This is a genomic window from Streptomyces sp. NBC_01190, assembly GCF_045039895.1.
GTDB lineage: Bacteria > Actinomycetota > Actinomycetes > Streptomycetales > Streptomycetaceae > Actinacidiphila.
Map to the genome: position 1 here is coordinate 3,656,323 of NZ_CP108580.1, position 13,605 is coordinate 3,669,927.

General features: G+C 72.2%; 13 protein-coding genes and 1 pseudogene. 5 read left to right on the forward strand and 9 right to left on the reverse strand.

The features are described 5' to 3' along the window. Positions 1-13: 13 nt before the first annotated feature. Positions 14-934: an NAD(P)-dependent oxidoreductase gene (locus tag OG519_RS15100; RefSeq protein ID WP_405592736.1), complete on the reverse strand. Its 921-nt coding sequence runs from the start codon at positions 932-934 to the stop codon at positions 14-16. Positions 935-1,021: 87 nt separating this feature from the next. Between OG519_RS15100 and OG519_RS15105 the strand changes: the two genes are divergently transcribed. Together OG519_RS15105 and OG519_RS15110 are read left to right on the forward strand one after the other, a co-directional pair. Continuing rightward, complete coding sequence (locus OG519_RS15105) at positions 1,022-1,609, forward strand: GNAT family N-acetyltransferase (RefSeq protein ID WP_405583500.1); 588 nt, start codon at positions 1,022-1,024, stop codon at positions 1,607-1,609. Positions 1,610-1,780: 171 nt separating this feature from the next. Beyond that, on the forward strand, positions 1,781-2,359 hold the full coding sequence (locus OG519_RS15110) for a TetR/AcrR family transcriptional regulator (RefSeq protein WP_405592738.1): 579 nt from the start codon (positions 1,781-1,783) through the stop codon (positions 2,357-2,359). Between the two features lie 78 nt (positions 2,360-2,437). Here the strand turns inward: OG519_RS15110 and OG519_RS15115 are convergent, their stop codons facing one another. Next, positions 2,438-2,677, reverse strand: coding sequence for a hypothetical protein (locus tag OG519_RS15115; RefSeq protein WP_405583502.1), 240 nt, complete (start codon positions 2,675-2,677; stop codon positions 2,438-2,440). Between the two features lie 296 nt (positions 2,678-2,973). Here OG519_RS15115 and OG519_RS15120 point away from each other — a divergent pair, with 296 nt between their 5' ends. The 3 genes from OG519_RS15120 to OG519_RS15130 all read left to right on the forward strand — a co-directional run bounded on the left by OG519_RS15120 (position 2,974) and on the right by OG519_RS15130 (position 6,330). Beyond that, complete coding sequence (locus tag OG519_RS15120; RefSeq protein WP_405583504.1) at positions 2,974-3,399, forward strand: ArsR/SmtB family transcription factor; 426 nt, start codon at positions 2,974-2,976, stop codon at positions 3,397-3,399. 383 nt (positions 3,400-3,782) lie between these two features. Then, complete coding sequence (locus OG519_RS15125) at positions 3,783-4,292, forward strand: universal stress protein (RefSeq protein ID WP_405592740.1); 510 nt, start codon at positions 3,783-3,785, stop codon at positions 4,290-4,292. Positions 4,293-4,518: 226 nt separating this feature from the next. Further along, on the forward strand, positions 4,519-6,330 hold the full coding sequence (locus OG519_RS15130; RefSeq protein WP_405583506.1) for a prolyl oligopeptidase family serine peptidase: 1,812 nt from the start codon (positions 4,519-4,521) through the stop codon (positions 6,328-6,330). A 105-nt stretch (positions 6,331-6,435) separates the two neighbouring features. On the opposite strand, the gene OG519_RS15135 is transcribed toward OG519_RS15130, so the two are convergent. From OG519_RS15135 to OG519_RS15165, 7 genes and pseudogenes are all read right to left on the reverse strand, one after another. Then, positions 6,436-7,308: an SURF1 family protein gene (locus OG519_RS15135; protein ID WP_405583507.1), complete on the reverse strand. Its 873-nt coding sequence runs from the start codon at positions 7,306-7,308 to the stop codon at positions 6,436-6,438. Between the two features lie 167 nt (positions 7,309-7,475). Next, positions 7,476-8,678: a hypothetical protein gene (locus OG519_RS15140; protein ID WP_405583509.1), complete on the reverse strand. Its 1,203-nt coding sequence runs from the start codon at positions 8,676-8,678 to the stop codon at positions 7,476-7,478. Beyond that, positions 8,675-9,241 carry a SigE family RNA polymerase sigma factor gene (locus tag OG519_RS15145; protein WP_405583511.1) on the reverse strand — a complete coding sequence of 189 codons (567 nt, stop codon included), beginning with the start codon at positions 9,239-9,241 and terminating at the stop codon, positions 8,675-8,677. The genes OG519_RS15140 and OG519_RS15145 overlap by 4 nt, the downstream gene beginning before the upstream one ends. Positions 9,242-9,732: 491 nt before the next feature. Next, positions 9,733-11,121, reverse strand: coding sequence for an aspartate kinase (locus OG519_RS15150; protein WP_405583513.1), 1,389 nt, complete (start codon positions 11,119-11,121; stop codon positions 9,733-9,735). 283 nt (positions 11,122-11,404) lie between these two features. Next, positions 11,405-12,031, reverse strand: a pseudogene (locus OG519_RS15155) (DUF5063 domain-containing protein); the annotation flags it as partial. A gap of 370 nt (positions 12,032-12,401) precedes the next feature. Continuing rightward, positions 12,402-13,001 (reverse strand): recombination mediator RecR, encoded by a 600-nt coding sequence (gene recR, locus OG519_RS15160; RefSeq protein WP_405583515.1) that lies wholly within the window; start codon positions 12,999-13,001, stop codon positions 12,402-12,404. Positions 13,002-13,165: 164 nt separating this feature from the next. Beyond that, a complete protein-coding gene (locus OG519_RS15165) occupies positions 13,166-13,498 on the reverse strand; it encodes a YbaB/EbfC family nucleoid-associated protein (protein WP_405583517.1) in 333 nt (110 codons plus the stop codon). Positions 13,499-13,605 lie beyond the last annotated feature (107 nt).

Consider the following 13,605-nt stretch of genomic DNA (forward strand, 5'->3'; position numbering starts at 1 on the left):
CCGGCCCCGCCCTTCACGTCGACCCGCCTGGAATGTGTGCCCGACGAAGCCTAAGGGCGCGGGCCGTCGCGGTACGAGCCTCGATGGCATGCAGAACGGAGACCATGTCGCCTTCCGCGTGGCCCAGGGTGACCGTCTCGGCGAAGAGGGCATGGCAGACGTCGAGCAGCGGCGAGGCGATGCCCGACTCCCTGGCCGCCTCGGCGATCAGCTCGTTGTTCTTCAGCACGTCCAACGCCGCGGCCTGAACGGCGAAGTCACGGTCCATCAGTTTCGGCGACTTCATCCGGGAGACCCCGCTCGCCATCGGACCCGCGTCGAGGACATCGAGGAACTGGCGCTTGTCCAGGCCGTGTCGGTCGGCGAAGTGGAACGCCTCGGTGAGCCCGGTGACCAGGGTGATCAGGAAGAGGTTCACCGAGAGCTTCATCAGCAGGGCGCTCGGGGCCGGCCCGCAGCGGAAGGTCTCGTGGCACATCGGCGCGAGCAGCGGGCGTACGGTCTCGACGGCCGGGTCCGCGCCGGCCAGCATCGCCACCAACCGGCCCTTCTCGGCCGGGACCCGGGAGCCGGAGACCGGTGCCTCCACGTAACTCCCGCCCGCCGCCTGGACATCGGCTTCGAGCGCCTGGGAGTAGCCGGGGGAGGTCGTACCCATGTGTACGACGGTGTGGCCGGCGACGTAACGGGCGAAGTCCGGGGTGCGGCGGCCGAGGGTGGCGTCGATGGCGGCCTCGTCGGCGAGCATCAGGAGGACGGTGCCGGACCGCTCGAAGACCTCGCCAGGGGACGCGGCGACCGTCGCGCCGGCCGCGCGCAGGGGGGCGCAGCGGGCGGAGGTGCGGTTCCAGACGGTGAGGGGGGTACCGGCCCGGGCCAGGTTGAGGGCCATCGGGCGGCCCATGACGCCCAGGCCGAGGAAGCCCACGGGCACCGTCTCCGTCGCCGTCATCACGTACCGCCGTCTTCTGCTGAGCGGAGGGGGTTGCCCTCTATGACGAGCGTCATAATACTGGCTCCTATGACGACTGTCATAGCGGGTACCGCGGTGCTCACCGCCCTTCCCCCAGGGTGGCGGGTCGGCCCGGTCCACGCCGCCGACCGCCCGGGCCTCACCGCCCTGTTCGCCGCCTGCTCCGCCGAAACCGTCCGCCTCCGCTTCTTCGGACGGCTGCGCGGCTGGCCCCGCGAATACCTCGACAGCGCGCTCGCCGGGCGCCCCGAGGAACACGACGCGGTGGTGGCGTACGCGACCGGGCGCGCCGAGTTGCTGGGGCTGGCCAGCCTCGCCACAGCCTTGGAATCGGGTGCGGGGTCGGGTCCGGGCGCGGGTCTGGGCTCGGGCGCGGGGTCGGGTCTGGGCGCGGGCGCGGGCCCAGGCGTCGGCGAACTCGGCGTGCTCGTCGGCGACGCCTGGCAGCGGCAGGGCGTCGGCACCGCGATGATCGAACTGCTGCTGAGCCGGGCCCGGGCCCGCGGCGTCGAGCGGGTGGCCGCCTCGGTCCTGCCCGACCGGACCGCTCTACTGGCCGCGCTCACCCGCCACTTGGAGCGGGACGGCGGTGTGCGTACCCGCGAGGGGCTGACCGGCGTCTATAAGCTGGCCTGACCGCGACTGCGTAATTGGTCGGCCCAGCAGCAGGCACGTGCGGACGTGCGGCACGTACAGGCCGGACGGCGCGGCGCGTACCGCCCGTACGGCACGGCACGGATTCAGGAGAGGTGGCGGTCGGCGATGGCGGACCCGGCGGGGCGCCGCACGTACAGCCCGCGCGAACGCATGGTGTTCAGCGCCGCCCAGCTCATCCGCCGCGACGGCGTGAGCGCGACCGGTATGCGGGACGTCGCCGCGCACGCCGAGGCGCCGCGCGGCTCCCTCCAGCACTATTTCCCAGGCGGCAAGGAGCAGTTGGTCAACGAGGCGGTCGCCTGGTCGGGCCGCTACGCGGGCAACCGGATCGCCCGTTTCCTCGCCGCCATGCCCGAGCCGAGACCGAGCCTGCTCTTCGCCGCGATGGTGCGGCAGTGGACGGACGAACTCCAGTCCGCCGGCTACGCCTTGGGCTGCCCGGTGGCCGCCGCCACGGTGGACTGCGCCGAGTCGACCGCCTCCACCCGGACTGCCGCCGCCGCGGCCTTCGCCACCTGGAACGCCCCGGTCGCCGAGGCCCTCTGCGCCATGGGCGTGCCTGCCACCCAGGCCCCCGCCCTCGCCACGCTCATGATCAGCGCGTTGGAGGGCGCCCTGCTGATCGCCCGCTCGGAACAGGACATCCGCCCGCTCACCACCGTGGCCGCCGAGTTGGGACCGATGCTCGACGGTTGCGTCGTCATCGTGGCCGCCGCGCCGAAGAGTTGACCGCGGGACCGGCGCCCACCGCCGGTGGGTGGGCGATCGGCGCTGCGATAGGTGCTGCGATCGGCGCCGCGTGGGCGGTCAGCCCGCGACGGCGCTGAACGACAGCTCGTCGGTGGGCGCGAGCGTCATGACCACGCTGGACCCCTCGTGCAGCACGCCGTCGAGCGTCAGCAGCACCTCGGTCGGCTTGATCTCGATGAAGGCGACCCTGCCGAACACGGGAAAGCCCTGAGTGGTCTCGTAGGAGAACGTCCGCCCGACAAAGGCCCCGTTGAGGTCCTGAGCGGCGACGGTCCCGGCGGTGTGGTCGATGTTCACGTGCTCTCCCCTGAATGCGGTCCGGCCCCGCGATCCTACGGCGCGCCCCTCCCCCCTTCCCCCGCTCCCCACGCCCACGCACCCCAGGAGCTAGCCCAAGGGCGTGACCGACACCCCTCGCTCCCCACCCGCACCCACCCCGGGAACTAGCCCGAGGCCGTGGCCACTACCAACACCCCCGCTCCCACCCGCACGCACCCCGGCGCGGCGCCCCGGGCGTCCCGCCGACACCGGCTTCGGCCGCCCGCCCGCGACCGGCCGGCTGCGCCTGGGCACGACGCGTAACGTTGAACGACATGGTTGACCGATCCGCGGCCCCGTCCGCCCTCGACCTGACGTTCGCCGCCCTCGCCGACCCCACCCGCCGGGAGATCCTGCGCCGTCTCCAGCACATGGAGGAGGCTCGCGTCACCGACCTCGCCCGCCCGCTGCCCATGTCGCTCGCGGCCGTCTCCAAGCACATCGGCGTACTCGAACGGGCCGGGCTGGTACGCCGGGACGTCCGCGGCCGCGACCACTTCCTGCGCGCGGCCCCCGGCCGGCTCGCCGAGGCGGAGGCGTGGATCGCCGCGTACGCCCGTGCCGCCGGGGAGTTCGCCTCGCGGCGGGGCCAAGAGACACGACCTTCGGGCCCGTCGGACGGCACCGCCGAGGAGGCAGCGGATGAGGGCCGGGGTGACGGCCCGGGGGGCGTGACGGCCGAGGGTAAGGGTCGGGGCTGAGCGATGCCAGGCCCCGGCGCCGTACGGATCACCCACCCCCTCTCCGCCGTCCCCGAGCAGCTCCCCGCGCCCTGCCGCCGGTTTGCGCCACACCCCCGGGGGCAGCCGGTCCGCGTACGGGCCCACGCCCGGCCGCGCGTGGACGAAACGTGAATCAGCGCTGCTCACCGCTGCTGAGCCGGCGGCGTGGTGAACGCGCTGGACGCGGTGAACGGGCTGAACGCGGATAAGCACCGAACGAGGAGATGACCGCCATGGTCGAGCCGATCGCGGACCCCGAGGGCGAGCCCGTCGAGCAGCCGCTGGGCGGCCCGGCCGAACCCACCGGACCCCCAGGAGCCACCGGGTCGACCGGGTCCACCGGACTGACCGCGGCCGAACGGCTGAGCGCACCCGCCCCCGAGCCGAGCGGCGAGTCGGCGGGCGGCCCGGGCCGGATCGTGGTCGGCGTCGACGGCTCGGAACCGTCCCTGCAAGCGCTCCGGTGGGCCGCCCGCCAAGCCGCGCTGAGCGGCTCCACGGTCGAGGCCGTGCTGGCCTGGGAGCTGCCGGGCGCGCTGGGCTGGTCCGACCTACCCGAGCTGCCCGAACACCTCGACCTGGAAGAACCTGCCCGTAGCGCGCTGGCCAAGGCGGTCGCCGCCGCCCTGCCGGGCGAGCAAGCGGTGCCCGTCACCGAACTCGTGGTGATCGGCAACCCGACACACGCCCTGCTCGACCGCTCCAAGGACGCCGAACTCCTGGTGGTCGGCGCCCGCGGCCACGGCACCTTCCGCGACACCCTGCTCGGCTCAGTCAGTCATACGGTCACCCTCCACGCGTCCTGCCCGGTAGTCGTGGTGCGCGACGACACGACGGGCCTGGGGTCGGGCGGAGCGACCCGAGCGGACTGAGGTGGACAGACTGACCCGGGCGGAGCGACCCGGGCGGACTGACGCGGCAGCGAGACCGGTGGGGGCCGGCCGACTTCTCGCATGCCGTCGAACACTCTCTGTAGTCAAAACCACACACTCCGCTCCTGTCAACCCCCTCCTCCGCCACCCCGCGACGGCCAGAAGTTATCCACAGCCTGCGAAGGACCTCTCACCGAATGTGCGTGGGGCAGAGCATGATGGTGGCATGAACGAGATCACCGGACCCGCCAACGGGTCCATGCCCGATTGGGAGAAGCGGTTCCGCGCACCGCGCGTCGGTCTGCCGGAATGGGCGGCCGACGCCCCTGACCGCAGCCTGTTCGTGTCGAATGTGACAGGTACGTACGAGTTGTATGCGTGGGACCGGACGACGGGCGGCCGCCGCCAGGTGACCGACCGGCCGAACGGGACGACGGAAGGCGCGCTCAGCCGCGACGGCGAGTGGGTCTGGTGGTTCTCCGACACCGACGGGGACGAGTTCGGCGTCTGGATGAAGCAGCCGTTCGGCGGCGGCGAGGACATACCGGCGGCGCCGGACCTCACCCCCTCCTATCCGGCCGGGCTGGCGCTCGGCGTCGGCGGCCTCGCGGTGGTGGGCCGCTCGACGGACGACGAGGGCACCTCCGTGCACGTGGTGCGGCCCGACGCCACGGCTCCTTATGAGATCTACCGCCACGAGGAGTCCGCGGGCGTCGGGGATCTCTCCGAGGACGGCACGCTGCTCGTCATCGAGCACACCGAGCACGGTGACGCGATGCACAGCGCGCTGCGGGTGATCCGGGTGGCCGACGGCTCGGCGGTCGCCGAGCTGGACGACACCGAGGGCGGCAGCCGCGAGCTGGGACTCGACTGTCTGGGCTTCGCCCCGGTGCCGGGCGACACCCGGCTGCTCGTCGGCCACCAGCGCGCCGACCGCTGGCTGCCGATGATCTGGGACGTGGCGAGCGGCGAGGAGACCGCACTCGCCATCGACCTGCCGGGGGACGTGCACGCCGAGTGGTATCCGGACGGCGCCGCGCTGCTGGTGGTGCACGACTTCCACGCCCGCAGCGAGATGTTCCGGTATGACCTGGCGGCCGGCGGGCTGACGCCGCTCGACACCCCGGCGGGCTCCGTGGCCGGGTCGACGGCCCGGCCGGACGGCAGCGTCGAGTACCTGTGGTCGTCCGCGGCCCAACCGCCGTCGGTACGGTCCACGACCGGGGCGGTCGTGCTGGAGGCGCCGGGTCTGCGGGCACCCGACTCGGTGCCGTTGGAGGACGTGTGGGTGGACGGCCCGGCCGGACAGATCCACGCGCTGGTGCAGCGCCCGGCCGGGAGCGGGGCGGGCCCGTTCCCGACCGTCTTCGAGATCCATGGCGGCCCCACCTGGCACGACTCCGACGCCTTCGCCGCCGGACCGGCCGCCTGGCTCGACCACGGCTTCGCGGTGGTCCGGGTCAACTACCGGGGCTCGACCGGTTACGGCCGGGAGTGGACGGACGCCCTCAAGCACCGGGTGGGCCTGATCGAGTTGGAGGACATCGCGGCGGTCCGCGGCTGGGCGGTCTCCTCGGGCCTGGCCGACCCGGAGCGGCTGGTGCTCACCGGCGGCTCCTGGGGCGGCTATCTCACCCTGCTGGGCCTCGGCACCCAGCCGGACGACTGGGCGGTGGGCATCGCGGCCGTCCCCGTCGCCGACTACCCGACGGCGTACGCCGATGAGATGGAGGCCCTGAAGTCCCTGGACCGCACCTTCTTCGGCGGCTCCCCCGAGGAGGTCCCGGAGCGCTACCAGGTGTCCTCGCCGCTCACCTATGTGGATCAGGTCTCCGCGCCGGTCTACATCAGCGCGGGCACCAACGACCCGCGCTGCCCGATACGCCAGATCGAGAACTACGTCGAGCGACTGCGGAAGCTGGAGAAGCCGCACGAGGTGTACCGGTACGACGCGGGGCACGGTTCGCTGGTGGTGGAGGAGCGGATCAAGCAGATCCGGCTTGAACTGGCCTTCGCTCTGCGCCACGTGGGCGGCTGATCGAGTCCGCCGTCGGGGGCGGTCGGCCGATCGGGCGGGCCGCTCCCCGGCGGGGGGGCCGCCGGCGGGGTCCTCTGGCGGGCCGTCCCACCGGCGGACTGCTCCCTAACGCGCCTGGCTCGCGGCGGGCTCGGCACTCGCCGGCTCGGTTTCCCGCTGGTCCTCCCGCGGGTCAGCGCTCTCCTCGCCCTCCGGCAGCAGCCCGAGCGCCGCGTCCGCCCGGGCCTCCGCCTCGCGGCGCACGAGGCGGAACCACATGAAGACGACGAAGCCGGCGAAGACGAACCACTGCCCGGTGTAGCCGAGGTTCTGGAAGGCCTTCAGGTCGAGGCCGCTGTTGGGGGGCGCGACGGGCGGCACCGCCTTGAGCGGGGGCGCGGGGTGCGAGGCGGTGAGCCAGCCGCCGTACACGGGATAAGGGAGGACATTGACCAGGGAAGCCGCACTGATCATGCCGAGTTGACCGGCCGGCATCACCCCGGTCTCGACGTCGGCGGTGTCGGTGGTCTCGGGGTACTGCACCGCTCCGGCCACGGTGACCTGACCGGCCGGGGCGGTCGGCACCGTACCGGAGCGCTCGGCGGCGGACGCGTCGCCGGGCAGCCAGCCCCGGACCACCGGCAGCGCGGATCCGTCGGCGACCCGCAGCGGGGTGAGGACGTAGAAGCCGCCCCGTCCGTCGAGGGTGCGGCCGGGGACGAGGAGTTGGTGCCCGCTGTCGTAGCGGCCGGTGGCGCTGACGATCCGTCCGGAGTCGTCACCGGAGAGAGTCGCCCGGGTGTCCGGCAGCACCTGGCGCAGCGAGACGGGAGCCGCCGCGGCGGTACGGCGCTCGTCGTGCTGGGCGTTCTTGTGCTGGTCCACCCGCACCTCGAACCGGCTGAGCTGCCAACTCCCCATGAACACGCAGAGCGGCACGGCGAGCAGGGCGAGCGCGCTTACGGCCAGCCAGCCACGAGTGAGGAGGAACCGGTACACGCCCCCACCGTACGGGCACTCGCCGGGGCGGCCGCAACCGACCCCGGGCAAAAGGGGAACCGGGGTGAGCGGCCGGGCGCCCCGGCACGGCCTCCCGGGGGCGCCGTGCCGTGCCCCGAGGGCGTCCCCCGGGGGGGCCGCCGTGCCGTCGCCCGGGCGGCCCGCGGTCAGGAGGACGGGGAGTCGGCCGGTTCCGGGATGACGGGGGTGGTGTAGACGGTGCCCGCGCAGACGTCCTCGATGACCGGTCCTTCGACCACCGGGCCGCCGACCGACGGAGTGTGGTTCAGGACCACGCTGCCGGCCGCCGGGGAGGTGGGCGCGTCCTCGCCGAGCTGGGTCGAGGCGGCGTTGCCCGTGCTGCTCGGATCGGTGGCGCCCCCCGCCGTACCGGTGGTCGGCGGATCGCTCGGCGTGTCCGTCGGCGGCGGAGTGGTGGGCGGCGGGGTGGTGGGCGGCACCGGACAGCCGCCCGGGCCGTCGCCGGAGGGCACCCAGGCGAAGGCGACCTCGTACTGCTGACCGGGGCTGAGCACGACCGGGCCGTTCGACGGCGCGGCGGGCAGTCCGGCGGCGGGGTCGCCCGCCGTGTGGTCCACGACCTGGATCCTGGAGAGGTCGGCGGCACCCTGGGCGACCGCCTGGACCACGCCGCCGCTGGGCACCGTGCAGGCGGTGTCGGAGACGTTGGCGAGGCGGAACCACCCGTAGACCCGGCCGCCGGAGTCGGGGGCGTCGGCCTGGCTGGTGCCCTGGCCGAGCTGGGTGCTGGCGCAGACCGGTGCGTCCGGCGCCGTGCCGGTGGGAGTGGGCGCCGCGCTGGTGGCCTTGCCGGCGCCGGCGGGGGGCGGTGTCGGTTGCTGCCCGGCGCCCGGCGCCGGGGACTTCTGCCCGGGGTGGCCGTGGGAGTCGCCCCAGGCCGTGGTGTGTCCGTCCTCGCCGGGCGCGCCGGTGTGGGAGCTGGACGCGCTCGCCGCGGTGACGCCGGCGCCGCGGCTGCTGCCGGTGGCCCGGACCAGCGCCGGTACCGCCAGGCCCACCAGGACCACGGCGGCAGCGGCCCCGACCAGGGCCTGCCTGCGGCGCTGCCGGCGGATCGGGATGGCCCGGCGCAAGTGGTCGAGCGCCTGCGGCGACCCGTGCAGACCGGAGACGGCGTCCCGCAGCAGAGCACGCAGCGCCGCCTCGTCGGCCGACTCGCCGAAGGGGTCGAGAGCGTCGGGACCGGGGCCGGCCGTCAGGTCGAAGGGGTGGGTCGGCGCGTCGGCGCCGCCCGTCCCGTCGCTCGGGGCGAGGAGGTCGTCGCAGGGGTGGCGCGGGTTCTTCGGATCCATACCGTGTGCGTCGTCCGGAGCGTTGGGGGTGGTCATGCCGGTGCCTCCATCGCGACGCGGAGCGCCGCGAGGCCTCGTGAACCGTACGCCTTCACCGAGCCCAGGGAAATTCCGAGGGTCTCGGCGACCTGTGCCTCGGTCATGTCGGCGAAGTACCGCAGCACCAGCACCTCGCGCTGCCTGCGCTGGAGCAGACGCATGGCGGCCTTGAGCTGATCACGCTCCAGGATCTCGTACGCCCCCTCCTCCGCGCTGGCCATGTCGGGCATGGGCTTCGAGAGGAGTTTGAGGCCAAGAATGCGCCGGCGCAACGCGGACCGGGAGAGGTTCACCACCGTCTGCCGCAGGTAGGCCAGCGTCTTCTCGGGATCACGGACGCGGCCCCGCGCCGAATGCACCCGTATGAAGGCCTCCTGGACCACGTCCTCGCAGGAGGCGGTGTCGTCCAGCAGGAGGGCGGCCAGGCCGAGCAGTGAGCGGTAATGCGCACGGTAGGTCTCGGTGAGGTGGTCGACCGTGGTGCCGACTGCCATCGCGGTGTCAGTATCCCCACTGTCGACGGTCGTACCGGCCACCCGGACCGGCCAGGGCGCGATCACCGGCAGCCCCCCGGCTCGTGACGGCGCGAGTACGCCGCCACGCCGTCCGAACACCGTCTCGAAACCCAAAGCCTCCGCCACGCCAGTTGGACACGCATCCCCCCGTCAGGGTTGTACGCGCAAGACAAGCCGCCCCACCGAGCGCCAGTTATCCCCATGCGTACCAGCTCTTCCTCAATGCCTTGTTTGCACCGGCGTTCTCCCCGGATCACGCTCGGTGCGCAGCGCCATAGGCATGGTGCGCTGACACAAAGACGCTCTTCCCCGACGGTCGGTTGCAGCCGGGGAAGAGCAAATTGTCCAACGGGTGGAGGCGATGTTCAAGTGGTCCAGACCTGCGGTTTCAGCCGAAACGCTTGCGGGGCGCAACGATTTCATCGTCACGCCCCGCGTGGTTTTCCCGCCGGTCGGCCGCCGGTTCCGGCCACGGTCGGTGTGCCCGCCGGTAACCTTCGGTCCCGAGCCCCCGGGCTCCCCGGGCTCCCGCCGGTTCAGCGGCCGGTGCCGCCGTACACGACCGCCTCGTCGTTGTCGCTGTCCAGCCCGAACGCCGAGTGCACCGCCTGCACCGCCGGCTTCACATCGTCGATCCTCGTCACCACCGAGATCCGGATCTCGGAGGTCGAGATGAGCTCGATGTTCACCCCGGCGTTGGAGAGCGCCTCGAAGAAGGTCGCGGTGACCCCGGGATTGGTCTTCATCCCGGCCCCGACCAGGGAGATCTTGCCGATCTGGTCGTCGTAGCGCAGCGAGTCGAAGGCGATCAGGGTCTGCGCCTTGGTCAGCGCCTCCATCGCCTTGTGCCCCTCGGACTTCGGCAGCGTGAAGGAGATGTCGGTGAGCCCGGTGGCCGCAGCCGACACGTTCTGCACCACCATGTCGATGTTGATCTCGGCGTCCGCGATGGCCCGGAAGATCGTCGCCGCCTCGCCCGGCTTGTCCGGCACCCCGACGACCGTGATCTTGGCCTCGGACGTGTCGTGCGAGACACCCGAGATGATCGCCTGTTCCATCGACTTGTCCCCTTGAGTTGACCCGTGCCCTGATCCCTGCGCTGTTCCGTGCCCTGATCCCTGCCCCGCCGCCTGCCCTGACCCCTGGGCGGAACCGCGCATCGACCGCCGCGGCGCCCGGTATCCCGCCGGGGGCTCATTGCTGACCCAGGTGCCCGGCAGCCCGGAGAAGGAGGACCGGACGTGGATCGGGATGTTGTAGCGGCGCGCGTACTCGACACAGCGGTGCAGCAGCACCTTCGAGCCGGAGCTGGCCAGCTCCAGCATGTCCTCGAAGGCGATCCACTCCATCTTCTGAGCCTTCTTCACCACCCGCGGGTCCGCGGTGAACACCCCGTCGACGTCCGTGTAGATCTCGCAGACCTCGGCTTCGAGCGCCGCGGCCAGCGCCACCGCCGTGGTGTCCGAGCCGCCCCGCCCGAGCGTGGTGATGTCCTTCTTGTCCTGGGACACCCCCTGGAAGCCGGCCACGATCGCGATGTTGCCCTCGTCGAGCGCGGTGCGGATACGGCCCGGGGTCACATCGATGATCCGCGCCTTGTTGTGCACCGAGTCGGTGATCACACCGGCCTGGCTGCCGGTGAAGGACTGCGCCTCGTGGCCGAGGTTCTTGATCGCCATCGCCAGCAGCGCCATGGAGATCCGCTCGCCGGCGGTCAGCAGCATGTCGAATTCGCGACCGGCCGGGATGGGTGAGACCTGCTCCGCGAGATCGATCAGTTCGTCCGTCGTGTCGCCCATCGCCGACACCACGACGACGACCAGATGGCCCGCCTTCTTGGTGTCCACGATCCGTCGGGCGACCCGCTTGATGCCTTCGGCATCGGCGACAGAGGAGCCGCCGTACTTCTGCACGACAAGGCCCACGTGCGCTCCTCGCTCAGGGGTGAATGCGGTCAGCCCAGTTTAACGAGCAGGTCGGGTCCGCCCCGTACGTCTTGCATGGTGAGACAGGGCGTTCAGTACGTGATCAAAAGGCGTCGATCGGCGGGCGCCGGAGCGACACGGCCGAGCGGCATCGGGTAGCAGCGGGTGACACCAGTTGTCACAGGGTGCCGCCGGACGGCGAGGACCCGCTGGACGCCGCCTGACGCCGGGCGACCCCCCGGACCCCGCCGGATGCCGCCTGATGTCGGGGACCCCGCCGCGGTCACCTGCCGCGGCGCCGGCCGATCGTCCCCAGCTCGGCCTCCATCACCAGGCCCGCCTCCTGCGCGAGCTTCTCCTCGTCGTCCCCTTCGCCACCCGTGTCCAGACCGTCCAGCTCGTCGAGCGGGCTGTCCAGCCGTACGTGGGCCACCAGCGACTGGAGCGCCCGCAGCGACGCGCTCGCGGTGGAGCCCCAGTTGGACAGGTACGAGAACTGCCACCACCACAGCGCCTCGGATATCCGCCCGGCCCGGAAATGCGCGGACCCATGGGTGAGGTCGGCCACCACATCGGCCATGTCGTCCGAGATCCGGCAGGCCACCGGCGTGGACCGGGGCACGTACGGGTCGAACACCTCGGAGTAGACGTCTATCGGCTCCAGCAGGGCCGCCAGCCGCTGCCGCAGATCGTCCTCGTCCGGCTCCGGGCCCACATCCGGCTCGTAGCGCTCGTCCGGCACGATGTCCTCGTGCGCGCCGAGCCGGCCGCCGGCCAGCAGGAGCTGGGAGACCTCGAGCAGCAGGTACGGCACCGCGCTGTCGGGATCGTCGCCCTTGGCGACCTCACGGACCGCGAGGATGAAGCTCTCGATCTGGTCCGAGATCTGCACCGCGAACTCGTCCGGCTCCTCGCCGCGCCCGGAGCCGGCGCCCGCCGCCGCGGTCCGTGCGGCCGCGCTCCTCGCGGCCTTGCCCGCGGTGTCCGTCGCGGGCGGGGTGTGCGGCGCGTGCGTCGTGTTTCCGGCCCGGTTTTTCGTCGTCCCCGTCGTCACACTCGTCGTCGCGTCCGCTGTCGTCTTGGTCGTCACGTCGTTGGCCACGTCTTTCGCCACGTCTTTCGCCAGGTCACTACTGGTCGGATCGCTCGCCGGATCACCCGCCGGATCACTCGCCGCGCTGATCGTCGTATCGCTCGCCACGTCGTTGGTCACGTTCTTTTCAACGTGCTCGGGCGCGCTCTTGTTCACGCCCTTCGGCGCGTTCTTGTTCACCGCGGTGTCAGACATCCAGCAACCGCCTTCCTTCGAAGGCCCGCCCCAGCGTGACCTCGTCCGCGTACTCCAGGTCCCCGCCCACCGGGAGCCCACTGGCGAGGCGGGTCACCCGCAGACCCATGGGCTTCACCATCCGGGCCAGATACGTGGCCGTGGCCTCCCCTTCCAGATTGGGGTCCGTCGCGAGGATCAGCTCGGTGACGGTGCCGTCCGCGAGGCGGGCGAGCAATTCCCTGATCCGCAAGTCGTCAGGCCCCACGCCCTCGATCGGGCTGATCGCACCGCCCAGCACGTGGTATTTCCCGCGGAACTCACGGGTGCGCTCGACCGCCACCACGTCCTTGGGCTCCTCGACCACGCAGATCACCGCGGGGTCCCGGCGCGGATCACGGCACACCCGGCACTGCTCGTCCTGGGCGACGTTCCCGCACACCGCACAGAACCGCACCTTGGCCTTGACCTCGGACAGCACATGCGCGAGGCGCCGTACGTCGGCGGGGTCGGCCTGGAGGATGTGGAAGGCGATCCGCTGCGCGCTCTTGGGACCCACGCCGGGCAGCCTGCCCAGTTCGTCGATCAGGTCCTGAACCACGCCTTCGTACACGCCGACGCGCCTTCCTTGGGATCATCAGTCAGTCGGTCAATCGAAACCCGGTTCGCAGCTGCCGGAGCGGGCCGGAACCGGGCGAGCCGGTCATGGACCGGCCGGAACTTCCAGAGCGGCCGGACCGGGCAGAGCCGCCAGACCAGGCGGAGCCGCCAGAGCGGTCAGAACGGCAGTCCTGGCATACCGGAAAGCCCCTCGGTGAGCGGGCCCAGCCTGGTCTGCTGCAACTTCTGCGCGGCCTCGTTGGCGTGGTGGACGGCCGCCACCACCAGGTCGGCGAGCGTCTCGGTGTCCTCGGGGTCGACAGCCTTGGGGTCGATCACCAGCGCGCGCAGCTCGCCCGCACCGGTCACCGTCGCCCGCACCAGGCCACCGCCCGAGGTGCCCTCGACCTCGGACTCGGCCAGCTCCTGCTGGGCCGCGGCGAGGTCCTGCTGCATCTTCTGCGCCTGCTGGAGCAGCGCCTGCATGTTCGGCTGGCCACCAGGGATCACGGTTTCGCTCCTGACGTGCTGCGTTTACGGCTTGACTTGGGTCGCGGCCGACGGATCCGGCAGGGCCACGGCCCGGTCATGGCCCTGGTGATGGGCATGGCCGTGAC